The sequence below is a fragment of the Spirosoma aerolatum genome (assembly GCF_002056795.1).
In the GTDB taxonomy this organism is placed as follows: domain Bacteria; phylum Bacteroidota; class Bacteroidia; order Cytophagales; family Spirosomataceae; genus Spirosoma; species Spirosoma aerolatum.
In genome coordinates this window covers 2,976,495-3,000,900 of sequence record NZ_CP020104.1, presented here as the reverse complement: position 1 = coordinate 3,000,900, position 24,406 = coordinate 2,976,495, and the positions used below count along the sequence as shown (strand labels likewise).

The following is a 24,406-nucleotide window of genomic DNA, read 5'->3' as shown; positions in this document are numbered from 1 at the left end:
GCACATAGTATATGACCATTCGCCCGGCCACTCTGACCGATTTACCCAATTTACTGGTCTTATTGAAACGCGTAGTTCCACTCATGCATGAAACCGGAAACTTCCAGTGGGATGAGCAGTATCCCAACGCAACGGTCTTTACACAGGATATTGAAAAAGGCCAATTGTGGGTCGCCGAAATCGACGGACAGATAGCTGGTGTAGCCGCCCTGACTGAAGATCAGGAGCCGGAATATGCCCAGGTTGGTTTCGATCTTAGCCAACGAGCTGTGGTTACCCATCGCCTGGCCGTTGATCCTACTTTCCGAGGACAGGGCGTTGCAGCCGCTTTATTAACGCAGGCCGAACAACTCGCCATAGATCGGGGCATTGAGTTCCTACGCATCGATACGAACTCAGAAAACCAGTCGACGCAAAAGCTATTTCCCAAGGCTGGCTACGTGTATGCTGGCGAGATCACCCTTAGTTTCCGGCCCGGTCTGCGGTTTCTGGCCTACGAAAAACGACTATCGTAGGAAATGTCCGCTACCCTTATTTAAATACCATCGGTCGACCTTCCTGCGGAACGAGAAATTTGGCCTCAGGAATTTTGTGCTCATTTAGTACTTTTTTCAGATCAATAGCGGGTTCAAACAAACCGTCGTCCCCTTGTTGAAATGTACCGAAGTGGATACCCACAGCTTGTTGAGCCTTCACATCAATAAATGCCTGAACGGCACCCGCTGGCGACACATGCACTGGTGCCATAAACCACTCAGGCCGATAAGATCCAATGGGTAACAAAGCCAGTTTTATCGGGCCACCTGCCCGTTCGGCCTGCTCAGCTATATGCTTGAAATGAGGACCATAGCCGCTATCGCCACAGAAGTACGTGATACCGAAACTCGTATGAAGCAGATAACCGCACCAGAGTGTTTCGTCACGGTCACCCATGCCCCGGTTGCTGAAATGCTGAGCCTGCGTACAGGTAAGCCGAAGCTTTTCATTAATCGTCAGTGTATCGTTCCAGTCGAGTTCACGAGTTGTTCGTCCATTAACCGATTTGGGCAGATGCGATACACCCAGGGGTGTTACGAAGAGAGGGTTATGGGCTTTAACCAATTTCTTAATGGTTGGCAGATCGAGGTGGTCATAGTGGTTGTGACTCAACAACACAACATCAATCGGTGGTAATTCGTCGAAACGGAGCCCTGGCGGGCGTTTTCGTTTAATTCCCAGCCACGAAGTCGGCCCCACCCTATTTGACCAGACCGGATCGGTCAGGATGTTCAACCCAGCCGTTTGAATCAGAAACGTGGAGTGATTCACAAACGTAAGTACCAGGCTGTCGCCCTCAATTCGTGTTGCTGGACGATCACCGACGTAGGCATCAGGCTGGTCGGGCCAGGGTCCTTTATCCCGATTCAACAGCCACTTCAACAGGCTGCCGGTTCCCCGTTCCGGCATACCGGGATTGAAAAATTTTTTACCATCGAAATGATCTGTTACCGGGCCTTTATAACGCGGTGCGCAGGCCGATACCAGTAGAATCAAACCCGAGATGAGAACAGGGAGCAGGTAATACATGCCGTTAATCTACAAATGAACCTGAATATAAATCGCATAGCTAACTGAATGTTCAAAACTTTCGGGAATTCGCGAATACCAAAACACTCCTTATCTTTGACTTATACTATTCCTTCTTTTTTAGCCCATACTACTTATGTCCTCGCCAATCCGCGTCGTACTAACGGACGATCACGAAATAATTTTAGATAGTTTATCCTTACTTCTGGGCCGTATCGAAGGTGTAGAGGTCGTCGGTGCATTAAATGACAGCCGAGATGTAGTCGATTTTCTCCGTGAGCATGAGGTCGATATTTTGCTCACCGATATGGATATGCCCGACCTGAACGGTATTAACCTGACCTTGCAGGTTCGGCAGCATTTCCCCCAGCTTAGAGTACTGATGCTGACGGTTTCGGAAGATGCCGATCGTATTCGGGAAGCCTTCCGGGCAGGTATATCGGGTTATGTCATGAAAAAGGCTGGTAAAGCCGAACTTGAACGAGCGATCAAAACCCTGGCCCGTGGCGAAAAGTACTTCTCCGAATCGGTGATGACGCAGTTAATGGCCCTACCCATTGAATCGCCCCGACCGACCGACGAAGCCCCTGCCCCACTGGTGCCTCTCACTGATCGCGAAATTGAAATTATCAAACTAGTAGCGCAGGAACTGTCGACCAACGCCATTGCGGATAAGCTTTTCATCAGCCCAGGAACTGTCGAAACACACCGGCACAATATCCTTCGCAAATTAGGCGTCAAAAACTCCATCGGCATTATTAAATATGCGGTGAAACATGGGTTATTATAAAGCCTCCTAATCAGACTTCTAAATGAGGAGCACAAGGTACGGCCCCGATGGTGCCAGGCCGTACCCAACCAACTTATACGTCTTATAGCAAGCTCATCTGAATAAGTTGCGACTTGTTCAGTCTATAACCCGATCCGGTTTAAATGACTGGCGCCCGCCTTGCTAAAAGATTGCCCCAGAAACTTTATATTGCTGGTTATTCGACCAGATTCTGCAACAAATTAAGCTCATTTCATGCATTTTACGACCTGGAACCTGCTGTTTACAGGCATGGTCAGTTCGATTTTACTGCTTAACCTCGTGCAGTGGAATATCTATCGCGAACGGATCTATGGGCTATATGCCGTTTATATGCTGGCCTGGCTGGTGTACTTCGGTCTTCGGCTCAACGGCATTTACGTATACACTTCACCCAGTATGCAGAATTTCGTTCGTGGCACTGCGCCCATGCTGGCATATGTTATCTACTTCGATTTCATTGATGCGCTGGTCAATCTACGAAGTACCATTCCGTTTCTGCTGAAGCTGTTTCGCATTAGCCGAATTATTATTCTGGCTTACGTCCTACTAATTGGCCTTCTGTGTTTTGGGCATTGGAATGAGTCTATCTTCAATATTGCGCATACGGTCATCCGATTGCTCATCATTGCTTTAGCCACCTATGCCATTCCCAAAATCAATCAGTTGGAAGGCACCGTGCCCCGCTACCTGGCCCTGGGTTCTGGTTTGCTTCTACTAGGAGCGATTGCCTCCATGGTTATGTCAATTGGCGAAGTGTATAAGCTGAACCCGGATTCGTTCCTGTACTCACCGCTGAGTTATCTGGAGTTTGGTATTCTTGGCGAATTGATTTGTTTTACCCTCCTGCTAGGCTATCGTCAGCGCCGGGGAGCCATTCAAAGTGCCATCATCGAACAGGAGTTGGCTCGTGAGCGCGAACAACACCACCGGGAACAGGTCGAAGCTGAACTGGAGAACGAAAAACTCCAACAGCAGATGTCGGCCGTTCAAATGAAGGCACTTCGGTCGCAGATGAACCCCCACTTCCTCTATAACTCACTGAACGCTATCCGCTTGTTCGTCCTACAAAACGATAGCGACAATGCCGATAAGTTTCTGGTAAAGTTTTCCCGGTTGATGCGGCTGATTCTGGAAAATTCCCGACAGGAGTGGGTGACCCTGGCCAGCGAACTCGAACAGTTGGAACTTTACCTCGAACTCGAACAGCTTCGGTTTGACAATAAGTTTGATTTTTCGGTTGAAACCGATGCAACAATTCCGCAGGAGAGCGTTTCAATTCCTCCCATGATTATTCAGCCGTATATCGAGAACTCAATCCTGCATGGTATCGCGCACAAACCCGGCCGAGGGCATATACACGTCTCCGTTCGACAGAATGGGGCTGGGTTACAATGCATCGTTGAAGATGATGGGGTCGGACGCCAGAAAGCGAGTGAGTTAAAAAGCCGAACGGTTTCATCACACAAAAGTGTCGGTCTGAAAGTAACCGAAGAACGGCTCCAGCTCATCAGTCAGCAGACAGGCAAGCAAAGTGCCGTAACCATCATCGATAAAGCAAGCGAAGAAAATCAACCAACAGGCACCATCGTTGCTATTCAATTGCCTCTGATGGCTGTAGAAGTTTGATTGAATTTGTAGTAAAAACTAATCAAATAGACTATTATAATCAAGGCAAATAGATAAGTAGGCACTGAAAATTAATTGAAACTACCGTTGATAATACGGTAAATTCTTCCGGCAAATTGAAGTAAAAAAAGAAAAGTAGATAGCATGAAATTCGGAAAGACAATAAAATTATTTCTTATTGATGGAGACCCCAACGGACGTATGTCTTGTGAATTATCCAATTGGACAGGTAAAGCTTATAAAATACCCCGAATCAACATCAAGGAGTGTACTGATAGAGGTGATCTAGCTAATACAGGTATTTACTTTCTTTTAGGCAAGAATGAAGAAGGTGTCGATCAAGTATATATAGGCGAAGCAGAAAATATTTTAAAAAGGCTATCACAGCATTTGACTCAAAAAGACTTTTGGAATGAAGTTATTGTGTTTATAAGTAAGGATGAAAATCTAAATAAAGCACATATAAAATATTTGGAAAACCGACTATATGAGATTGCAAAAATAACCAATCGGTACATTTTAGAAAATACGATTATCCCTACCAAATCTTCCATTTCAGAGTCCGATAGAGCTGAGATGGAAGAATTTTTAGAAAATGTTAAAATTCTTGTAAACACACTAGGCCATAAAATTTTTGAAGAAAAACGGGAATTTAAAAATAAGCCAAAACAAGAAGTATTTATCCTTAATGCACCCCGAGGAGCAAACGCCCAAGGAGAACCAACTTCAGAAGGCTTTCTAGTATTCAAAGGCTCAAAAATCGCTACCTCGACAGTAGCATCATTCCCGCCATCAATGAATAAGTTACGCCAATCACTTATAGACAAAGCTTTAATCGTTCCCAATGGCGATACATTAGAGTTAATGGATGACTACATTTTTGGAAGTCCATCTACAGCAGCTGCAATCGTAATGGGTCGAAGTGCTAATGGTTTAATTGAATGGAAATTACCCAATGGACAAACTCTAAAAGGTGTCGAGTCAGAAGAAGCTCCCTTGATTTTGTAATATTATACGTTTTCAACTATGACTGAAGAAATCAAAACAGAGCTATTACAGCTAGAAATTCAACATGATATAAAAATACTTTATGCCGTTGAAAGTGGCAGTCGTGCCTGGGGCTTTGCTTCAGCAAACAGTGACTGGGATGTGAGATATATTTATGTTCATAGGCTAGATTGGTATTTAAGCATTGATGATAAAAAAGACAATCAGGAACAAATTTTACCAAATGATATTGATTTGGCGGGCTGGGAATTACAAAAGGCTTTACGGCTTTTCCGCAAATCAAATCCACCCTTGCTGGAATGGCTATGGAGCCCTATTGTTTACCTTGAGCCTTTTTCTACAGCAGGTAAATTAAGAGAATTGACAAAGCAATATTTCAACCCCAAATCGTGCCTCCACCATTACCTACATATGGCAGAAGGTAACTTTCGTGAATATTTACATAGAGATAAGGTACGAGTAAAAAAATATTTTTATGTACTTCGGCCTATTCTTGCTTGCGACTGGATCAAACAAACAAATACAATGGCTCCGATGGAGTTCCATAAACTTCTAGACTCTCAGGTTCCAGATAAAGAATTAAAAAATGAAATTGCAAATCTATTGGTACGAAAAATGTCAGGAGAGGAGTTAAAAGAAGAACCGAAAATTAAAAAGCTGAATGATTTCCTAGAAGAAAAAATTCACTATTACACAAAATATATCGACAGTATTGAACGCCCAGAGCAGCCTAATACGCAATTACTGAACGAATTATTTAAACAAACTATGGATGAAGTGTGGTAACTACGCAGCCACCGGAATTTGTACGTTTACCTGCGTGCCGCCCTGTTCGCGGTTAGCGATCTGGCAGGTGCCACCCAGCCGCTCCAGACGCGATTGAATATTCTGTAGACCGATACCGTTTCGCACTTTTCCAGAAACAATACCTTGTCCGTCGTCCTGGACGGTTAGAGCCAGAATTCCATTCTGACGGGCCAGCGTAATATCGGCCTGACGCGCTTTGGCATGCTTGAGGATGTTGTTGACCAGTTCGAGTGTGATGGCGTAGAGTTCATAAGCCGTTTTCCCCCGCACATCCTCCCCCGACTCTTCTACGGCTAGCTGAAACTTCGTGCGATTCTGGACATTCAATGTATCGGTCAGCTTAATGAGGGCAGCCTGCAATCCCTGCTTTTCCAGAATTTCCGGCATAAGGTTGTGCGAGATGGCCCGTATATCGTCGTATACCTCACCCAGGTGATCCAGCAACCGGTTGTGCTCTCGGAGTTGCTGTTCGTCGAAACTGTCGGTATCGAAGGCTTCGAATCGCCATTTCAGGGCAGATACTTTGGCGGCCACGCTGTCGTGCAATTCACTGGCGACCCGCTTGCGTTCGATGGTCTGGCCGCGATAGAGGGCTGCTTCGATCTCTGCGTTCTTTTGCGAAAGTTCTTCATTTTTAACCTTCAACTGCCGGTTCGACCAGAACACATACCCCAGAATACCCGCAGCCGCAACCAGCAGAGCAATCAGGAAATTGCGAAGTTGTTCGAGTTTATCGTTTTCCAGCGACTGAATCCGGGCTTCCTGCTGCGCCTGTTTTAACCGAACACCCTGCTGTTTTTTCTCGAATTCATAGGTCATACTGGCAACCGTTGCCTTCTGCATAGCCTCTTCATTGAGCATGGTATCAGCTTCCGCCTTGTACCATTTATAATACGTGAGTGCCTTCGCTGGCTGGCCCAGATGGTCGTATGCTTCTGCCAATTGTCGAATGTATTCTGTTCGTTCGGGACGCATCTCTTTCACGCCTTTTGTCCAATCGAGACCAACTTTAGCCGAAGCAGCCGCTTTATCATACTGTTTTAAAGCCAGATATATTTTTCCAAAATTACTCTGCGCGTTGTGCTCAACAACATCCTGGGTATCTTCTACAGTCTTCCGATAGGTTGCCTGGGCCAGCCTGCTGTAGTCTAATGCCTTATCATACTGTTTAAGCTCAATATACAATCGCCCGGTTATGCCATAAGCCCTGGCCAGCGAAGCCGGCTGATAGGGATCAGAATAAGCTTTAACTAACCCTATCATGAGCGGTAACGCTTTGGTATACTGCTTTTTGCGTTCCAGAATCTCCGCCTGCCGACCTGTTAGGAAGTGCTGCACCATCTGGTCATTTAATCGTTGGGCCACAACCTTTGCTTCGGTAAAACAGGCCATGGCTTCGTCGTAACGATTGAGTTTAATATATACAGCACCCAGATTTGGCAACGTCGACCGTAAGCCTTTCCAATCCTGAATCTTCTCCTGAAGGCGTCGGGCATTCAGCCAGAGGTTAATAGCCGCTACATAGTTGCCTTCGCCCATTTTCATGATCGCCATTTCGTTATAGGCTTGCGCTTCCCATTTCTGGTCATGTGCCTGCTGAAATTTTTTCAGTGACTGCTCCAGGAGAGTTCGGGCCTGAGGCAGCTTGTCCATGATGTTTTCATAGAGTTGCGCCCGTCGTAAATACACTTGCCCCTCCAGCGATAAATCATGAATGGCCGTAGCCATTTTCAACGCTGTGTCTAACTGAGCATGGGCCGATTTCGTATCAGACAGATAGTCGGCTTCGATTCGAGCCAGCGCAAGTCGGGCGCGGATTTCCCCTGGCTTATAGGCTACTTTTCGGGCCACCTGCCTCGCCTGCATCAGTGTCTGTCGAGCCAGTGAATCGTACCCATTCCACCACAGGTTAGTTGCCAGTTCGTGCATCGTTTTTACGCGATTGCTGTCGGCAGGCAATTTGGTTAGCTGGGTCTTTAACGAATCAATGATGGGGTTCTGCGCAACAGCCATCATACAGTTCAGGCAGAGAAAGAAGAGGTAGCGCATGGGGAAAAAAGAGCGAAAGAGTGAAAGAGCGAAAGAGCGGATGGAGGTTGCGCGATAAGGCCAACAAGCAAGGCAACTACCTCACTAGTAAAGCCTTATCACTCTTTCACTCTTCCGCCCTTTCACTCTTTACGTAAATCTACAGGTTTTCCTATAGATACAAAATATAGGTTTTTCTGAACGGAAATCCGGGCATTTCCCGATTTCCCACCGAGGCCCAATCCGCCAACTTTGTATTAGTCAAAACGACAACAACTTTTCACCTCAAGATAGATACGAAATCATGGCAACGATTGTAAACCGCTACGTAATCCGCCACCTCTCTGGCACCAAAGCTAATCAAGTCGAAGAATTCGATTACAAGAAATACAATGAACTGACCTTCGGCCGGGCAGCTACCAATGTGGTACGGTTCGACCCAGAACGCGACGCAGCCGTCTCCCGCGAACACGGCAAAATTGTTCGGGAACCAGGTAAGGAGTTCGCCTTCACGGTAGTCGATAACAATTCACGGAATGGAATTTTCGTCAACAAAAGCCGCATTGCCGGTTCGGCCCCAATTCAACCCGGCGACGAAATCCAGTTAGGTCAGGGTGGGCCGGTGTTCCAGTTCGATTTGAATCCGCGTCCGGCTGAGCTGATGATGAGCACTCGTGTAGTCGACATTCCAACGTCTATCAAACCAACTACTGAACTGAGCCTTGCCGAAACCGTTGCGGCAGCTTCCGCCAATGACAATGATGTGGCGGTTCCACACAAAGTAGGCCTGGGCAAACAAACGGTGGAGCGGATGATGATGACCGAGCGCCGGAAAACCAATAAGTCGGTGCTGGTAGGCGTTTCTGCCCTGCTGGTTGTCCTCTCTGGTTTAGCCTATGCGTTCAAAGACAAAATCAAGCCAGAGGTTAAAACAATAACGATTCACCAGCACGACACTACGAAAATTATCGAACCCGTTAAGGATGGCCTGAGCCCCGAACAAATCGCTTCAGAAAATACGGCTAAAGTTGTGTTCATCGAATTTGGCTACAAACTGGTTCATACGACGGGCGAAGACATTTACCACGAGTATATGCCAATCAAGCTAAAAGATGGTTCGATCATCAATAAGGCCGTATACATTGAAACCGCACCGGGCAAAATTGAACCGCTGCTGGGCCTGAAACGTGATGTAGCAGTTGGTAAACCCATTGCGATGGTAGGCGCCAGCGGAACCGGATTTGTAATGTCGCCACAGGGGCATATTATGACAAACCGGCACGTAGCAGCCGCCTGGAATTCATATTATAGTTTCCCACAGGATGCTTTCCCTGGCATTCTGCTGGTTCAGGGGGCCAAAGGATGGGAAATCAGTGCTCAGCCTGTTCAGGAATTCCGGTGGGTACCCGGCGAAACCCAGTTCTTTGGGAAGAAACCGATGTCGGGCAAAATCATCGATGGCGTCAACACGTACATGGATGTCACGTTCAACAAAAACGAACAGCGGTTTCCGGCACAGGGTAAGCCCATCGTTTCGCAGAAACATGATGTGGCCGTCATCAAGATCGACATTGGCGAGTCGCTCACACCAGTAAAAGTGCTCGATGCCGATAAAACAATTGCTCCAGGTCAGCCAATCACAGTAATGGGTTACCCTGGTATTTCGCCCGATGTATTCGTCGGTGAGTACTCGTCCGACTTCTCGAACCGTAATCCACAGATTGTGAAAGTCCCTGATGCAACGGTAACCCCCGGCTACATTGGCAAGCTGATCCGTGGCCAGGCCGCTGGTAAAGCAGCCGCATACTATAGCGAATTTGGCGACTACTATCAGTTGACTGCCAACGCAACGGGAGCAGGTAACAGCGGAGGTCCTGTATTCGACAAAAATGGCAATACAATCGGTATCTTCTCTGCCAGTACCAACAGTGGCGATGCCACACGCATCACCTTCGCTATCCCCATCAAATACGGACTGGAATTGATGGGCCGTCGGCAAGTGGTTGAATAAAAACAGAGTACAGTAAAACGGCTTACGGTAGCGCAACGGCATTCGCTACCGTAAGCCGAAATCAAACAACCGAAAAATCAATCAACGTCATGTCACCCACTCACTCCTTCCTAAACCGCACTGTTGCTGGCTACCGCCTGACTGAGTATGTAGGGGCCGGTGGTATGGGTGAGGTGTTCAAGGGCACTCATCGTGAAACAGGCCGACAGGCAGCGGTCAAAGTGTTGTACCGGCCCGAATTTGCCGCCCGGTTCCGCAACGAAGCCCTGGTACAAGCCTCGATCTCGCATCCGAACATTGCTGCGCTGTACGATTTCAGCTCGTTAGATGATCGCCCGGCTTTGGTCATTGAATGGATTAACGGTTTGTCGCTAGAGATGCTGATTCAACGGAAAGGCCGACTGAGTAATGAAGAAGCCACCCGAATCATCAAGCAGATTGCCAACGCCATGGCATACCTGCACCAAATGGGCATTGTACACCGCGACCTGAAGCCTTCCAATGTTCAGATTCAGCCCAACGGTCAGGTTAAACTAGTCGATTTTGGGATTGCCAAAGGCCAGTACAGCCCTCAGTTAACGAAAGTAGGGTATGCCGTTGGAACCACTGAATTTATGGCCCCTGAGCAGTTTCGGGCGCAGGTCGATTCCAAATCGGATATATGGGCACTAGGCGTTATGCTCTACGAAATGACAACTGGCCATTTACCGTTCAATTCAACCAATCCGCTACTGCTACGCCAACAGATCGAACGAGCACAATTCACAAGCGCTCAATTACTTAACCCAACCGTTTCGCCCGCGCTATCCAACTTGATTTGCCAGTGTTTATCTGTAAATTCGGCCAGACGACCAGCCGCCAATTCGATTGAATCGCTGCTGGAACACCCGATTCAATCGGGCTTTATCATCGAAAAAGCATTGGCCCAATTCAGCCTCCCCCCCGTCGAATGGTCTTTTTCCAGTCAATCATTTCGGTACTGGCTGGTTGCGATTGTAGCGGGCATCGGTTTATTGATTTGGCTGAATAGTCCGCAGAACGAGCCAGCATTAATCAACCACCCAACAGATACGCCTGTAAAGCCGCCTGTTCGGTATGAGCAGGTCAAAGTCGAAGTACTTAACGCTGATTATGAGCTTGAACTGGTTTTGCCCGATGGCAGCGTGCAATCGCAGGAGCCATTTGTGGTAAACCGAACCCCTGGTCAGCCCACACCCATTACCATTCGTTACCGGGGTGTTGAACAGCAATACACCATACCACCCCAAGTTAAAGACATTTATCAGTGTTATTTCGACCGATAGCAACGACATCAGCATGAAAAATTTCTTCAAATGGCTATTTGGGCAAGACGAGCCAACAACGCTGCCGGAAACAGCCGAATCGGAACTCGACCAACCAACCCAGGTAACCACGCCACCAGCCCCTACGCCTTCGGCCGATGAAATCAACGCTGTGGTGGTTTCCGACCGGGGGAATGTCCGCCAGAATAATGAAGATACCGGGTTGTTTGTCCGGCTGGCCGATGAAGGGCTTCGGCGAATAAAAGGGCATCTACTACTTGTAGCAGACGGCATGGGCGGCCATCTGGCCGGTGAGGTGGCGAGTCAGATGGCCGCCGAAATCATAAACCGGGAATATTTCCAGCAAACCGAAACCATCGAAAAAAACCTGGGTCGGGCGTTTCAAGTGGCCAACCGCCAGATTTTTGACGAAGCCCGACTGCACGATACGTTCCGGGGTATGGGCACCACCTGCACAGCTATTGTTGTCCACGACCATCAGCTTTATTTTGCCCATGTTGGCGACAGCCGGGCTTATCTGTTTAAATCGGGACAGTTAATTCAGTTAACCCAGGATCATACCTATATTCAGGAATTACTGCGAAAAGGCGGTATAACACCCGAAGCCGCAGCCAGCCACCCGGAACGCAACGTGCTCACCCAGGCCATGGGCACCAAAGCCGATATTCGGGTCGATCTGGGGCGCTGCATTCTCCCGTTCGATCAGGGCGATCGACTGATGCTCTGTTCCGATGGCCTGTATGAGTACTGCCTGGAAGCCGATTTTATCCGCGTGTTGCAACAGGCCGATCTTCACGATGCTGCCGACGAACTGGTGACTATGGCTAAGAGTCGGGGAGGGCATGACAACATTACGATTGTACTGGCCGAACGTACCGACGCCGACCCAGGAACTACACCCAAAGAAACCCGCGAATTCGATTTACCTTTCACTCGTGATGTCGAACTTCCTCAATGACTACCACCATGCAATCCCCCATGAGAGGCCGATTAATCCACCATTACCGCGTTGAATCGCTGCTGGGCGAGGGCGGGATGGGTACCGTTTATCAGGCCACCGATACACATCTCGAACGTCCTGTAGCTGTTAAGATGTTACATACGCACCTCGTCAGCCAGACCTCGTTTATGGAACGTTTCCGCAACGAAGCGCTGATTCTGGCCCGGCTCAACCATCCCAACATAGCCGTCGTTTACAACTTTTTGCAGGATGGGTCGGACTATTTCATGGCCATGGAATTTGTGGAGGGCGACAGCCTGGAAGCACTGATTCGCAAAGCAGGGGCATTGCCCGCTCCAGTAGCCGCCGAAATTGTCAGACAGGGTCTTGAGGGCCTTTCTCATGCCCACCGGAAAGGGATCTTACACCGTGACATCAAACCCGCCAATCTGATGCTGACTCCCGAGGGAACGGTAAAGCTGATGGATTTTGGCATTGCCCGCGTGATCGGCAACCAACGGTTGACTCAGGTAAACCGCATCGTTGGCACGCTCGAATACATGGCGCCCGAACTGGTGCAGGGAGAAGCTCCCTCGGCGGCTTCCGACATCTACGCGATGGGTATTCTCCTGTATGAATTGCTATCGGGGAAACTTCCATTTGCCAGCCGTACCGACTACGCGCTGATGCAGGCTATTGTTCAGGAAAAACCCACTGCGCTTCGGAAGCTGAATCCACAGGTGCCCAAAGAACTGGAAGCCATTGTCCACAAAGCCCTCGATAAAAATCCGACCAAGCGGTTTGCCGATGCCAAAGAGTTTCAGAAGGCACTCCAACCGTATTATTCGCAACTGGCCATCCTCGATCCCTCCAAACTAGCCGCTTCAACAACTGCACCAACAACCGATGTGTGGAATATCCAGCCTGTTCGGCAAACGGTACTGGCCGAAACAAAAGTAACGCCAGCCGCCACCGAGTCTGGCAGGAGTCAACCAGCTATGCGCTGGGCTTCCGACAACTGGCAAACGTTACTGGCAGGAGGCCTTACGCTGGTGGCGCTTCTGTTCATTGGCCTGATCGTTTTCGACCAAACCGACAAGCCCCAAACCACAGCCGATCAAACACAGACGGTTGTGCCTAAACAGGATGTAAAACCGAAGCCTAAGCAACCCGAAACACTGACCGATCAACATCCGACTGAGGTTACACTGGCTCAGGAAACACCAACCACCGTTTCAGTTCCTCTACCTACCCAACCCAAAACGGTGGCACCTGCCCCAGTAGAGAAAAAAGAGAAGGTACCCCAACCGAAAACTGTACTCCCCAGACAATACGTAGCCGGGCCAGCAGAGGTTAAAAAATCGGGTACTGGATCACCAGTTACGCCATCGGAAACGCCTGCCAATCCAGCCGCCCCAGCGACCAAATCCGAATCTGTATCTGAGACGGTTACTCCGAAAACAACGGTTCGAAAAGCAATTATCATCCGACGTTTGCGAGTAAACCTGGCGCTGGTAGAAGGGCTGTCGTCGGATGCCTCACAGGAAGGCCAATCCATTCGTTTTCGGGTTACTGAACCCGTTATCAGTGATGGCGAAGTCGTTATTCAGAGTGGGGCTACCGCTTATGGCGAAGTAAGTCGCATCAAACGAGCCGATGGCGAAATGTTCCGCAAACGGAGTTTACTGGAGTTTCGTATCAATAGCGTTGAGGCCGTCAATGGCAAACGAATCGCCCTCCGATCAGCCACGATCAGCGACGAAGCCAAAGGGCAGGCGGTTGTGTTTCGCCCCGGACAAACCTTCGAGGTTCGCACTGGCGACGATGTCCTGAATTTTTAGCTCTAACCATTTATTCACCTCATTTAACGCATCATCCTCATGCAATTCCTTCGCTTTTCTTGTTTACTTCTCTGCCTGAGCTTACTTTCTTTCAACAATCTTCAGGCACAAACCATCCGCCAAAGGTCGACTACCGAAGGGCTGAACCTGAGTTTGCAGGGGCATTACATGGGCTGGTCGTCGGATTATTTTCAATTTCTGGACGAAAATGCAGGCTCCGGCCCTGGCATTGGCGGGCGGATTGGGTATGGTCTGAACCAACGGTATGAAGTCTTCGGCCAGTACGACTACACAAGTCTGAACCCCGATAAAATTGCAGGCAAATCGTTTCATTTTTCCCACCTGACGGGCGGGGTTCGTTTCAACTTCTCGGCGACCACCCGCGCTTTACGTCCTTATGCCGAACTTGGTTATGTATACCAAACCGGCAAAGCCGATCAGGTACTCAATGTAAGTGGAGGGCGGGATAATTTGCTTTTTAAAGGCGGAGGTTTACATGTGGGGGCTGGCCTTCAGTATTTTGTATCGCTTCCGGTAGCCATCACCTTAAATGGCAGCTTTCAGACCCTGGGCAAATACCCCGTCTCGCTGAACGGCTTCGATCTCAACCAAAAGGCCGATGTCACTTCATTCCGAATCGCAGCAGGGGTAGCCGTCTATTTGAGTGAATTGTTTTAAGACCATCTGTTCAGGAGACGCCAGGTATGGCATCTCTACATTAGAACAGACTCAACTGCGACGATTTGGCGAAGGCTCCTTCATGTTCCAGCAACCACTTCTTCCGCCATAGTCCACCAGCATACCCTGTCAATGACCCATCTGAACCAATGATCCGATGGCAGGGCACGACGATCCAGAGAGGATTGCGTCCGTTGGCGGCTGCTACGGCCCGAATCGCTTTTTCATCGCCAATCCGTCGGGATAAGGCCAGGTAGGATTGTGTTGTCCCAAACGGCACATCGAGCAGCGCCTTCCAAACCGTTTGTTGAAATTCGGTCCCTGCTGGGTTTAGCAGAAAATCAAACGTCTGTCTCGACCCGGCAAAGTATTCCTGCAATTGCTGTACTGCCTGCTGAACCGGCTCAGCCATTGCCTGATCTGGCTTGTTTACCGATGCACCTTCGGTTTGAGACACATCAGTACAGGAAATTACCGAGACACCATCGACATCACCCGATACACGAACCAAACCCAGTGGTGACTCAAAAACGACGGTGTTCATGGCAGATATTCTTATAACACGTTGCAACTGATTGAACCGCAAGGACGCGAGGACGCAAAGAATTGGAAACTAATAAACTGTTCTTTGCGCCCTCGCGTCCTTGCGGTTCAATTTCAGTTTATTTCTTTGTTATCAATTCAGCTGCCTGGGCATCGACCAGCCAGACAAGTTCGCCCTGCGTTGGTTTGATAACCTGCGATGGGTATTGGTCTGGATTGTATTCACCTTCCAGCACTTCCTTAAGCGGTGCCGCTTTCTTGGGTCCAGCCACCAGAAAGGCTATGCAACTGGCCCGGTTCACAATAGGCGCAGTCAGCGTAAGCCGGTACATAGTCTGCTGGGTTAGGAAGTAGGCTTTTGTCCAGGCCGTTTGTTCATGAACGACTTCGGTGCCGGGAAACAAAGAGAGGGTATGCCCATCATCGCCCATGCCGAGCAGTACCAGATCGAATGTTGGGCCGGATTCCCCGAAATAATCATGTAGGACCCGGTCGTAATCGGCCGCAGCGGCATCAGGCTCCAGGTCAGTGCGCCAAACGTGTATCTGCGATTCAGGCGTGTAGACGTGGCCCAGCAACGTATCATAGGCCATACCGGCATTACTCTGTGGATCGTCGATCGGTACGTAACGTTCATCGCCCCAGAAGACATGCAACTGTAACCATGGAATTTGCTCGACATAAGGCGATTTAGCCAGCAGTTCATGTAAGGCTTTGGGTGTGCTGCCCCCCGAAAGCGCAATCGTAAACCGATCCTGTTTTTTAAGTACGTCTTTGATCCGCTTTGTAATAAATTCTGCCGCTGCTTTTGCCAGGTCGGCTGGATTCTTTTTTACAATCAGTTGCATAAATTAATAGTTTGGGTTTTAACACGAAGGTACAGCGCACACAGAGTGTTATTAGTTATCTCTCTGTGTGCGCTGTACCTTCGTGTTAAAAAGCCTTATTTATTAACGAAGTCTTCGCGCATAGGCGTAAAGATGTCCACCAGTACACCCGCTTCGACGCAGACAGCCCCGTGCCAGACATTCGATGGAATGTAATAGGCATCACCTTCTCGAACCGTACGTGTTTCGTCGCCGATGGTAATATCGAAAGCCCCGCTAGCCACATAACTCATCTGTGTATGATAGTGGCTGTGCGGTGTGCCGATACCACCCGTCTCGAAGGCTACTTTGACCATCATCAGGTTGGCATCGTAAGTCATAATTTTACGCTTTACCCCCTCGCCTACCGTTTCCCACGGCAGCGTCTGATCGTCGACAAAAAGGGCAGCAAGTTGGCTGGTCATAGTAACAGTTTACCGTTTTCTATTCAGAGTTTAAAATTGGCGGATGCGTCCACTATAAACCATTCACTTATTTCATCATCCAGTGAAAACCATCTTTTTCAACCAGTTGCATAGCCGCTTCGGGGCCCCAGGAACCCGGTGCGTAGTTAGGAAAGTCGGGCGTTTCGGACTCCCAGGCATCCAGAATGGGCGTAACCACTTTCCAGGCGGCTTCGACCTGATCGGCCCGCATAAACAGCGTGGCATCGCCCGTCATTACATCGAGCAGCAACGTCTCGTAGGCTTCGGGCTCCTGACCAGCATAGGCATCTTTGTAGCTAAACACCATTTCAACCGGGTCGATGGCGAGTGTCTGACCGGGCCGCTTGGCCTGGAACCGCAACCGAATATCCATGCCGGGCTGAATACCGATCGTTAGCCGGTTCGACTGCCAGCTATGGGTAGCTTCGGATGGAAAAGCGTAATAGGGAGCGGGCTTGAACTGAATGGTTATGACCGTCGCTTTTTCGGGCAACGACTTCCCCGTTCGCAGGTAGAAAGGTACATCCTCCCAACGCCAGTTATCGACAAACAGCTTGACAGCGGCAAACGTTTCGGTCGTTGAATCAGGCTTGACCCCTTCTTCTTCCCGGTAACCCGGAATCGGCTTGCCGTCTTTTTCACCGGGGCCATATTGCCCACGTACAGCCATGTCTTTCACCTCTTCGGGCTTTATACGCCGAATGGCATTCAAGACATCCACTTTTTTGTTTCGAACCTCGTTGGCATCAAACGAGATCGGTGCTTCCGTAGCAACCATACACAAGACCTGAAGCAGGTGATTCTGTATCATATCGCGCAGCGCACCGGAGCCTTCATAATACCCGCCACGACCTTCCAATCCTACGGTTTCAGCTGCTGTGATCTGTACATAATCGACATAACGACGATTCCAGATCGGCTCGAACAACGAGTTGGCAAACCGAAGGGCCAGAATATTCTGTACCGTTTCTTTTCCCAGGTAGTGATCGATACGGTAAATCTGCTCTTCGGCAAACAACCCGCCCAGCAGCGCATTCAACTCCTGTGCCGTTTTGAGGTCACGTCCGAAGGGCTTCTCAACCACAATCCGCACCCGCGATTTATCCCCACAGAGAGGAAGTTTTCCTAGATTGGTGGCAATACCCGGCACCAGTTGAGGGGCCACCGCCAGGTAAAACACCACATTGGCCTGAACACCCCACTCTTTCTCTTTGCCAGCGACAAAATCTGACAATTTCGTGTAAGAGGCTTTATCCCCAGCATCCATCTGAAGATACGATACCATAGGAGCAAACGACTTCCAGGTATCATCAGGGCCATTCTTCCGACGGGAGAACGATTGGACCCCTTCGAGCAGGCGCTCCCGAAACGACTCATCCGTATAATTGCTCCGACCCAGCCCAACAACGGCGAACCGATCAGACAGGTATTTGTCGAGGTAAAGATTGTAGAGAGCGGGAGTAAGTTTACGCAGGTTCAAATCGCCACTGCCGCCGAATATAAACAGAATGGTAGCAGCCGGACGCTGGTTAGTTGCAGGAATCATTAGAAAACGGATTGTTGTCTGACAGAAAGACGGTGCAAGTTACCCGCCTTCCCGTTGTCGAACAAGTTTAAATGTGTTTGCGTCGTGCAGAGCATCGGCATGACCTTTGCACTTATTCCCTCAAACCGATACAATTAACTTTTTTGTTCATTCTGACCACAATTATTTAATTTACCGAAGTACCTTTAATGATTAAAACCAAGTCTACCGTTTACGTAAACTGTACTTTTAAGGTCTTCTTATGGAGCAGGTCATTGACTTTTTCCGACGACTCACTGATTCGAGCGACTGGCCTCCCCGCTGGTTTTGCGGCAACTGGACCGATTTTCATGGCTGGCTCTATATTGGCTCCGATCTGATGATCTGGCTGGCCTATATGGTCATTCCGCTCATTCTGATTCGGTATTTGTTTGTCAAAAAAGGAGTACCGTTACCAGGCGTTTTCTGGCTCTTTGGTGCATTTATTCTACTCTGCGGGCTAACTCACCTGCTGGATGCCATCATTTTCTGGGTACCCATTTACCGGATCAGCGCCCTGGTGCGCTTTCTGACTGGCCTCGTCTCTATTGCTACGGTACTGGCGCTATTTCGGTATTTCAATGAAGCCGTGGGCCTCCGTACATCGAAAGAATACGAGCGTGAGTTATCCTTTCGGCAACAAGCCGTTCTGGAGCTGACCCGGTCGAACGAAGAGTTGCAGCAGTTTGCCTATGTGGCTTCGCATGATCTGCAGTCACCTTTAAAAACCATTTTCAATTACCTCAATTTATTAAACAATAAGTATGCACCACAGCTTTCTGAAGATGCCCGTAAACTGATCACCATTTCGATGAGTGCGGCCGAACGGATGCGTACCCTGATCGACGATCTGCTTGACTTTTCGCGTGTGGGTTCGAATGTAGTGTTTACACAGGTTCATCTGAATCAGATCGTTGCAGAAGTACTGGAAGAGCAACAGGAAGAAATTCAGGTCAGTGGCGCCAAACTGGATGTCGGGCCGCTCCCTATCATTAAGGCCCATCCTACTGACCTGAAACAGGTGTTTCAAAATCTAATATCGAACAGCCTGAAATACCGAAAACCAGGTATTTCGCCACAGATTACAATTCGGGCTGTTGACGAGTCGGATCAGTTCTGTTTTGCGGTACGCGATAATGGCATTGGGATTGAGCCTCAATATTTCGACCGGGTCTTTCAGATTTTCCAACGGCTGCATGGGCGACATGAATATTCAGGCACAGGCATCGGATTAGCAACCTGTAAAAAAGTTGTTCATATTTACGGTGGCCAAATCTGGATTGAGAGTGAACCGGGTATAGGTTCTACTTTTTACTTTACTATTCCTAAAAACATCAAAACGACGCATCATTATGCCCAAACCGATTCGGTGCATTCTGCTGGTTGACGACGACCCCGACGATAACTTTCTGCATCAAATCGTGATCGACGACTCTGGCTTGTGCGATCAGGTACGGATTACCACAACCGGTGCGGAAGCCCTGCGGTACCTGACTGATACCGCCCACCCTGACTATGTACGTCCTGATTTTATTCTGACGGATATTAACCTGCCGGGCATGAATGGGTTCGAGTTTCTGGAACGATATCAGCAACTGGATGATCAACTGAAATGCCAGCATGCCGTTTTGGTGCTGACCACTTCACTCAACCCACTCGATACCAAACGGGCAGCCCTGTTGCCAGACATTAAGGGATATTACGCCAAGCCTCTCACAGACTCCATTTTACAATCAATTGTAAATCAATACCTCCATCCCTAACACGGTGTTCCCACTTAATCAAAAGTCTTGTGCTACAATGAACGATAGAAAAGCATCGTAGCGTAAGACTTTTCTTCGTATTCATGCCTAAGCCATCAAACTACAGGCTAATTTTGCGGGAATACATTTACTTTTTACTAATCAAGCTTACCAGATGAAAATTGCCATTGGCTCCGATCATGCCGGTTTCCAGTACAAAGAAGCCATCAAACAAATGCTTATCGACCTGGGTCACGATGTAATCGATAAGGGAACCTATGCCGCCACACCTTCTGTCGATTATCCCCTGTTTATCCGTCCGGTTGCCGAAGCCGTTGCTGCTGGTGACGTCGAACGTGGTGTTGTACTGGGTGGATCAGGCAATGGTGAAGCCATAGCTGCCAATCGAGTTCGGGGCGTTCGTTGTGGACTATGCTGGAATGAGGAGTCGGCTCGGTTGTGTCGGCAGCACAACGATGCCAATGTGATTTCGCTGGGCGAACGGATGATGAGTCAGGAAACAGCGCTGAAGCTGGTTCAGATCTGGCTGGATACGCCCTTTGAAGGCGGTCGCCACCTGGCCCGTATTCAGGAACTGGACAATTATTGATGTATGAACTAGGATGTATGATGCATTTTCTAGTTATACATCATACATCCTAGTTCATACATCATAATTATGCGCATTCTCTGGCAGTATCTAAAGCCTTATCGGTGGTTGGCGCTGGCTGCGTTGGCTTTGGCGGGTGTTGCTCAGATTCTTGCCCTGGTCGATCCCATCATTTTCGGTAAAATCATTGACCAGTACGCCACTCATCCAGGTCAGAAAACTGACTCAGAAAAAGTCAATGGCGTACTGCACTTGCTGGCTATTGCTATTGGCGTAGCCATTCTGTCGAACATCACCAAAGCGTTTCAGGAATACTTCACCCGCCTGGTTGTTCAGCGATTTGGAACCGATATTTTCGATGCAGGGCTGCGCCAAACACTCCGGCTATCGTACCAGGAATTTGGCGATCAAAGTAGTGGGGCTACGCTATCGACACTGCAAAAGGTTCGGACCGACACCGAGAAGTTTATCAACTCCTTCGTCAATGTACTATTCTCGTCCGTTGTCGGTATGGGGTTTCTAATCTGGTACGCCATCACGAAACACTGGGCACTTATCCCCGTCTTTCTGATTGGCGTCTTACTTCTGGGTGGTTTAACGGGTCTGCTCAGCAAGCAAATCAAAACCACGCAGCGCACTATCAATCGGGAAACGGCGCTGCTTTCGGGGGTTATTACCGAATCGCTGCGGAACATCGAGCTGATCAAAAGCCTTGGCCTGACCTTTCCTGAAATCCGTCGACTGAAAGGCCTGACGGCCCGAATTTTTGATCTGGAAATGACCAAAGTCCGTCGAGTAAGACTGCTGACGTTCTGGCAAAGCACAACGCTGAACGTGCTGAAACAGTCGGTGTTATTCACCCTACTGTGGCTCATTTTTCGGAATGTGCTCAGCACCGGCGAGTTGATTTCCATGCAGTTCATTTCCGTCTCGATCTTCAATCCACTACAGGATCTGGGCAACATCATTCTGGCCTATCGGGAAGCCGAAGCGGGATTGAACAGCTTCGAAAAATTAATGGATAAACCCATCGAGCGGAACCCGGAAGCTGCCGTTGAAGTAGGTCCTATCGAACATCTGCGCTTCGAGAATGTGGTTTTCCGGCATACAGGAGCCGCTCAGAACGCCATCGATGGGGTATCATTCGAAGCATCACTAGGCGACACCATTGCGTTTGTTGGGCCATCGGGCTCGGGTAAGTCGACTATGGTTAAACTGCTGGTGGGTTTGTACCGACCTGTTGATGGTGAAATTTATTATAACGATATTTCCACCAAAGATCTCCGGTTCAATCCCATGCGTCGGCAAATTGGGTTTGTTACCCAGGAAACGCATTTATTTTCGGGCACCATCCGCGAAAACCTGGTTTTCGTCAAACCCGATGCCACCGAGGCCGACCTGCTCGATGCGCTGGATAAAGCAGCCGCCGAACATCTGTTAACCCGATCCGGGAAAGGTCTCGACACCCCTATTGGCGAAGGAGGGCTAAAGATGTCGGGTGGGGAAAAACAACGGCTGTCAATTGCCAGGGCATTGGTTCGGCATCCACGTCTGCTGATTTTTGATGAAGCAACTTCTGCCCTTGATTCGCTTACCGAAGAAGAAATTACCGATACCGTTCGAAACGTTTCGGCACTTCATGAGCAAATTACGATTTTAATTGCCCACCGTTTATCAACAATAATGCACGCCAACACCATTTTTGTTCTTGAAAAAGGAAAGATTGTTGAGACCGGCAACCACGATGCATTGTTAGCGCAGAAAGGCCTATATTACGCCATGTGGCGGCAACAGATTGGCGAACGAAAGTCCGATGTTTCTTCCGCGATCTAACCAATTTTACTCACCGCATGAACAAACGCACCCGGCAGGTCAGTTACTTCTTGTCCAGTCAGTACTTTTCTGACGGGTTGCGTACTACGCTCTCTATTTTGCTGCCTTCGCTGCTGTTCATGCAGTTCGGTCAGCTTCAAACGGGCCTGGCTATGTCGCTGGGCGCTTTAAATGTGAGCATCAGCGATGCTCCGGGCCCCGTTGCCCACCGACGTAATGGCATGACCGTTACCGTTCTGTTTGCGTTTCTGGTGACGCTTATTACAGGCTTCGCCCGGATGAATGCGTATATCCTGGGGGCTGAAATTCTGCTGTTCAGTTTTTTCTTCTCCATGCTGGGAATCTATGGCAATCGGGCTACCTCGGTCGGAACGGCGGCTGTATTGATCATGATCTTGATGCTCGATCGCCCACTCGACGCAGCTGGAGTTATCCACGAGAGCCTTTGCGTGCTTATCGGTGGGCTGTGGTATACCGGAATCAGTTTATTGGCAACCCGATTACAGCCCTATCGTCTGGCACAACAGGCACTCGGCCAATGCATTCATGAGATGGCAAAACTGATGGCCATCAAAGCCGATTTTTACACCATTTCGACCAATCTGGACGAAGACTACCGACGGCTCATTACCCAGCAGGTCGTGGTGAGTGAAAAACAGGATGCCGTTCGGGAAGTCTTGTTCAAAAGTCGTCGTATTGTAGCCGAATCGACCCGAATGGGCCGGTTGCTCCTGCTTACCTTTGTGGATGTGGTCGACCTGTATGAACAGATTACGGCCATGTATTACGATTATGCCGCCATTCGTGAACGGTTCGGTGGGTCGGGGGTGTTGGAAAAGATTGCCCGGTTGATTCGTTATTTATCCGTTTCCCTCGACCATATTGGGTTAGCTATTCAATCGCCGGTTCCGATCCCTATGCATCAGGCCGACGATATGACCCTCGCCCTGGATCGGTTAAAACGGCGGATCGATTCGCTGGGCGATCAGGAAGGGAGCACACTGGTACTAAAAAAAGTGTTGGTCAGCCTGCGAAATGTCAGCCAACGATTGACAACCTTACAGAACAACCTGGCGATGCCCGTTATTGATCCTGTTCAGGCTGATAATCTGGAATATGGTCGATTTGTATCACACCAGGAAATTGACCTCAAATCGTTTCGGGACAACCTTACGTTCGGCTCGGCCGTATTCCGGCATGCGGTTCGCCTATCGCTGGCGATGTTGATTGGTTTTGTCCTGACCAAACTCCTACCCTACGGCCACCATAGCTACTGGGTGCTGCTGACCATCGCTGTTATTTTAAAACCAGCTTTTAGCCTGACTAAACAGCGAAATATCGAACGCATCATCGGTACACTGGTGGGTGGTCTGATGGGCGTTCTGGTGCTGACATTCATTCCCGACAAAACCATTCATTTCTGGTTCATGGTGCTGTTTATGCTGGGCACCTACAGTACGCAGCGAACCTATTACATTGTGATGGTGATCTGCGTCACGCCGTTTGTACTTATCTTATTCAGCTTCCTGGGTGTCAGCTATGTAGGCGTAGCCGAAGAACGTTTATTTGATACATTCCTGGGGGGGACTATTGCCCTGATAGCCGGGTATCTGCTCTTTCCGCAGTGGGAGTCGGAGCAACTACTGAAGCCGATGAAAGCGGTACTAAAGGCCAACATTCGGTATATTCAGCTCCTGCTCGATAGCCTGTCTGGACGCCCAATTGCGCTGGTTGATTACAAACTAGCCCGAAAAGAGGTTTACGTAACCTCAGCCAACCTGGGGTCGGCTTTCGAGCGTATGCTTTCGGAACCTAAACACAAACAACGCAACGAAAAACTGATCTACGAATTTGTTGTGCTGAACCATGTGTTATCGGCCAATGTCGCTACCATTACCTCGGCTCAACTCAACGGAGAAACCAAAACATACCCTGCTGCGGTCTTACGCCCGGTAAAAAGAGCACTGCATACGTTAACCGAAAGCCTGCGTCGTTTAGACTCTGCCGAAGCCAAACCTGCTTCTGAGACCATTGTGTCGGACTCTGTGCCGTCAGTATCAACCGTATACGACACTTCATTACTGGAGCAACTCAACTTCATCCAGCAAATCAGCAGTGACATTGGTAAGCTCGTTGAACGGGCTAAACGCTAAGCGGTTCTTCGTCTGGGTTAATCAGGGAC

The 24,406-nt window shown here is 49.0% G+C and carries 21 protein-coding genes; 15 read left to right on the top strand and 6 right to left on the bottom strand.

All coding sequences use genetic code 11. The features are described from left to right. The first annotated feature begins 11 nt into the window (after positions 1-11). Positions 12-515, top strand: a complete 504-nt coding sequence (locus B5M13_RS12090; protein ID WP_080055913.1) for a GNAT family N-acetyltransferase — start codon at positions 12-14, stop codon at positions 513-515. Between the two features lie 16 nt (positions 516-531). Here B5M13_RS12090 and B5M13_RS12085 read toward each other — a convergent pair whose 3' ends face one another. After that, on the bottom strand, positions 532-1,566 hold the full coding sequence (locus B5M13_RS12085; RefSeq protein ID WP_080055912.1) for an MBL fold metallo-hydrolase: 1,035 nt from the start codon (positions 1,564-1,566) through the stop codon (positions 532-534). A gap of 136 nt (positions 1,567-1,702) precedes the next feature. On the opposite strand from B5M13_RS12085, the gene B5M13_RS12080 reads away from it, so the two are divergent. The 4 genes from B5M13_RS12080 to B5M13_RS12065 all read left to right on the top strand — a co-directional run bounded on the left by B5M13_RS12080 (position 1,703) and on the right by B5M13_RS12065 (position 5,797). Continuing rightward, positions 1,703-2,356 carry a response regulator gene (locus B5M13_RS12080; RefSeq protein ID WP_080055911.1) on the top strand — a complete coding sequence of 218 codons (654 nt, stop codon included), beginning with the start codon at positions 1,703-1,705 and terminating at the stop codon, positions 2,354-2,356. 234 nt (positions 2,357-2,590) lie between these two features. Beyond that, a complete protein-coding gene (locus tag B5M13_RS12075) occupies positions 2,591-4,003 on the top strand; it encodes a sensor histidine kinase (protein WP_080055910.1) in 1,413 nt (470 codons plus the stop codon). Between the two features lie 144 nt (positions 4,004-4,147). Continuing rightward, positions 4,148-5,011: a GIY-YIG nuclease family protein gene (locus B5M13_RS12070; RefSeq protein ID WP_080055909.1), complete on the top strand. Its 864-nt coding sequence runs from the start codon at positions 4,148-4,150 to the stop codon at positions 5,009-5,011. Between the two features lie 18 nt (positions 5,012-5,029). Then, positions 5,030-5,797: a nucleotidyltransferase domain-containing protein gene (locus B5M13_RS12065; protein WP_080055908.1), complete on the top strand. Its 768-nt coding sequence runs from the start codon at positions 5,030-5,032 to the stop codon at positions 5,795-5,797. Here the strand turns inward: B5M13_RS12065 and B5M13_RS12060 are convergent, their stop codons facing one another. Further along, complete coding sequence (locus tag B5M13_RS12060; protein ID WP_080055907.1) at positions 5,798-7,867, bottom strand: tetratricopeptide repeat-containing sensor histidine kinase; 2,070 nt, start codon at positions 7,865-7,867, stop codon at positions 5,798-5,800. A 283-nt stretch (positions 7,868-8,150) separates the two neighbouring features. Between B5M13_RS12060 and B5M13_RS12055 the strand changes: the two genes are divergently transcribed. The 5 genes from B5M13_RS12055 (at position 8,151) to B5M13_RS12035 (ending at position 14,620) form a co-directional block, all read left to right on the top strand. Continuing rightward, positions 8,151-9,857, top strand: coding sequence for a trypsin-like peptidase domain-containing protein (locus B5M13_RS12055; protein WP_080055906.1), 1,707 nt, complete (start codon positions 8,151-8,153; stop codon positions 9,855-9,857). 89 nt (positions 9,858-9,946) lie between these two features. After that, complete coding sequence (locus tag B5M13_RS12050) at positions 9,947-11,161, top strand: serine/threonine-protein kinase (protein ID WP_080055905.1); 1,215 nt, start codon at positions 9,947-9,949, stop codon at positions 11,159-11,161. 13 nt (positions 11,162-11,174) lie between these two features. After that, positions 11,175-12,119, top strand: coding sequence for a Stp1/IreP family PP2C-type Ser/Thr phosphatase (locus tag B5M13_RS12045; RefSeq protein ID WP_080055904.1), 945 nt, complete (start codon positions 11,175-11,177; stop codon positions 12,117-12,119). A 20-nt stretch (positions 12,120-12,139) separates the two neighbouring features. Beyond that, the gene (locus tag B5M13_RS12040; RefSeq protein WP_170061121.1) at positions 12,140-13,942 is read left to right on the top strand and encodes a serine/threonine protein kinase; all 1,803 of its coding nucleotides are present in this window, start codon (positions 12,140-12,142) and stop codon (positions 13,940-13,942) included. Between the two features lie 39 nt (positions 13,943-13,981). Beyond that, positions 13,982-14,620 (top strand): outer membrane beta-barrel protein, encoded by a 639-nt coding sequence (locus tag B5M13_RS12035; protein ID WP_080055902.1) that lies wholly within the window; start codon positions 13,982-13,984, stop codon positions 14,618-14,620. A 40-nt stretch (positions 14,621-14,660) separates the two neighbouring features. Here the strand turns inward: B5M13_RS12035 and B5M13_RS12030 are convergent, their stop codons facing one another. From B5M13_RS12030 to zwf, 4 genes are all read right to left on the bottom strand, one after another. Further along, on the bottom strand, positions 14,661-15,164 hold the full coding sequence (locus B5M13_RS12030; RefSeq protein ID WP_080055901.1) for a methylated-DNA--[protein]-cysteine S-methyltransferase: 504 nt from the start codon (positions 15,162-15,164) through the stop codon (positions 14,661-14,663). 118 nt (positions 15,165-15,282) lie between these two features. Next, positions 15,283-16,011, bottom strand: a complete 729-nt coding sequence (gene pgl / locus B5M13_RS12025) for a 6-phosphogluconolactonase (RefSeq protein WP_080055900.1) — start codon at positions 16,009-16,011, stop codon at positions 15,283-15,285. Between the two features lie 95 nt (positions 16,012-16,106). Then, positions 16,107-16,454 carry a cupin domain-containing protein gene (locus B5M13_RS12020; RefSeq protein WP_080055899.1) on the bottom strand — a complete coding sequence of 116 codons (348 nt, stop codon included), beginning with the start codon at positions 16,452-16,454 and terminating at the stop codon, positions 16,107-16,109. A 67-nt stretch (positions 16,455-16,521) separates the two neighbouring features. Then, entirely contained in the window at positions 16,522-18,021 is a 1,500-nt protein-coding gene (zwf, locus tag B5M13_RS12015) for a glucose-6-phosphate dehydrogenase (RefSeq protein WP_080055898.1), read from the bottom strand. 241 nt (positions 18,022-18,262) lie between these two features. On the opposite strand from zwf, the gene B5M13_RS12010 reads away from it, so the two are divergent. From B5M13_RS12010 to B5M13_RS11990, 5 genes are all read left to right on the top strand, one after another. Beyond that, entirely contained in the window at positions 18,263-19,426 is a 1,164-nt protein-coding gene (locus B5M13_RS12010) for a sensor histidine kinase (RefSeq protein ID WP_080055897.1), read from the top strand. After that, on the top strand, positions 19,392-19,802 hold the full coding sequence (locus B5M13_RS12005; protein ID WP_080055896.1) for a response regulator: 411 nt from the start codon (positions 19,392-19,394) through the stop codon (positions 19,800-19,802). The genes B5M13_RS12010 and B5M13_RS12005 overlap by 35 nt, the downstream gene beginning before the upstream one ends. A 154-nt stretch (positions 19,803-19,956) precedes the next feature. Next, entirely contained in the window at positions 19,957-20,391 is a 435-nt protein-coding gene (rpiB, locus tag B5M13_RS12000; RefSeq protein WP_020600763.1) for a ribose 5-phosphate isomerase B, read from the top strand. A 69-nt stretch (positions 20,392-20,460) separates the two neighbouring features. Next, a complete protein-coding gene (locus tag B5M13_RS11995; protein WP_080055895.1) occupies positions 20,461-22,224 on the top strand; it encodes an ABC transporter ATP-binding protein in 1,764 nt (587 codons plus the stop codon). 17 nt (positions 22,225-22,241) lie between these two features. Then, positions 22,242-24,377: an FUSC family protein gene (locus B5M13_RS11990; RefSeq protein ID WP_080055894.1), complete on the top strand. Its 2,136-nt coding sequence runs from the start codon at positions 22,242-22,244 to the stop codon at positions 24,375-24,377. Positions 24,378-24,406 lie beyond the last annotated feature (29 nt).

Coding starts and splice junctions, on each gene's coding strand:
- B5M13_RS11990 (WP_080055894.1), top strand. CDS start 22,242: ATGAACAAACGCACCCGGCAGGTCAGTTACTTCTTGTCCAGTCAGTAC.
- B5M13_RS12060 (WP_080055907.1), bottom strand. CDS start 7,867: ATGCGCTACCTCTTCTTTCTCTGCCTGAACTGTATGATGGCTGTTGCG.
- B5M13_RS12085 (WP_080055912.1), bottom strand. CDS start 1,566: ATGTATTACCTGCTCCCTGTTCTCATCTCGGGTTTGATTCTACTGGTA.
- B5M13_RS12050 (WP_080055905.1), top strand. CDS start 9,947: ATGTCACCCACTCACTCCTTCCTAAACCGCACTGTTGCTGGCTACCGC.
- B5M13_RS12065 (WP_080055908.1), top strand. CDS start 5,030: ATGACTGAAGAAATCAAAACAGAGCTATTACAGCTAGAAATTCAACAT.
- B5M13_RS12045 (WP_080055904.1), top strand. CDS start 11,175: ATGAAAAATTTCTTCAAATGGCTATTTGGGCAAGACGAGCCAACAACG.
- pgl (WP_080055900.1), bottom strand. CDS start 16,011: ATGCAACTGATTGTAAAAAAGAATCCAGCCGACCTGGCAAAAGCAGCG.
- B5M13_RS12010 (WP_080055897.1), top strand. CDS start 18,263: ATGGAGCAGGTCATTGACTTTTTCCGACGACTCACTGATTCGAGCGAC.
- B5M13_RS12030 (WP_080055901.1), bottom strand. CDS start 15,164: ATGAACACCGTCGTTTTTGAGTCACCACTGGGTTTGGTTCGTGTATCG.
- B5M13_RS12070 (WP_080055909.1), top strand. CDS start 4,148: ATGAAATTCGGAAAGACAATAAAATTATTTCTTATTGATGGAGACCCC.
- B5M13_RS11995 (WP_080055895.1), top strand. CDS start 20,461: ATGCGCATTCTCTGGCAGTATCTAAAGCCTTATCGGTGGTTGGCGCTG.
- B5M13_RS12090 (WP_080055913.1), top strand. CDS start 12: ATGACCATTCGCCCGGCCACTCTGACCGATTTACCCAATTTACTGGTC.
- zwf (WP_080055898.1), bottom strand. CDS start 18,021: ATGATTCCTGCAACTAACCAGCGTCCGGCTGCTACCATTCTGTTTATA.
- B5M13_RS12020 (WP_080055899.1), bottom strand. CDS start 16,454: ATGACCAGCCAACTTGCTGCCCTTTTTGTCGACGATCAGACGCTGCCG.
- B5M13_RS12080 (WP_080055911.1), top strand. CDS start 1,703: ATGTCCTCGCCAATCCGCGTCGTACTAACGGACGATCACGAAATAATT.
- B5M13_RS12035 (WP_080055902.1), top strand. CDS start 13,982: ATGCAATTCCTTCGCTTTTCTTGTTTACTTCTCTGCCTGAGCTTACTT.
- B5M13_RS12040 (WP_170061121.1), top strand. CDS start 12,140: ATGAGAGGCCGATTAATCCACCATTACCGCGTTGAATCGCTGCTGGGC.
- B5M13_RS12075 (WP_080055910.1), top strand. CDS start 2,591: ATGCATTTTACGACCTGGAACCTGCTGTTTACAGGCATGGTCAGTTCG.
- B5M13_RS12055 (WP_080055906.1), top strand. CDS start 8,151: ATGGCAACGATTGTAAACCGCTACGTAATCCGCCACCTCTCTGGCACC.
- rpiB (WP_020600763.1), top strand. CDS start 19,957: ATGAAAATTGCCATTGGCTCCGATCATGCCGGTTTCCAGTACAAAGAA.
- B5M13_RS12005 (WP_080055896.1), top strand. CDS start 19,392: ATGCCCAAACCGATTCGGTGCATTCTGCTGGTTGACGACGACCCCGAC.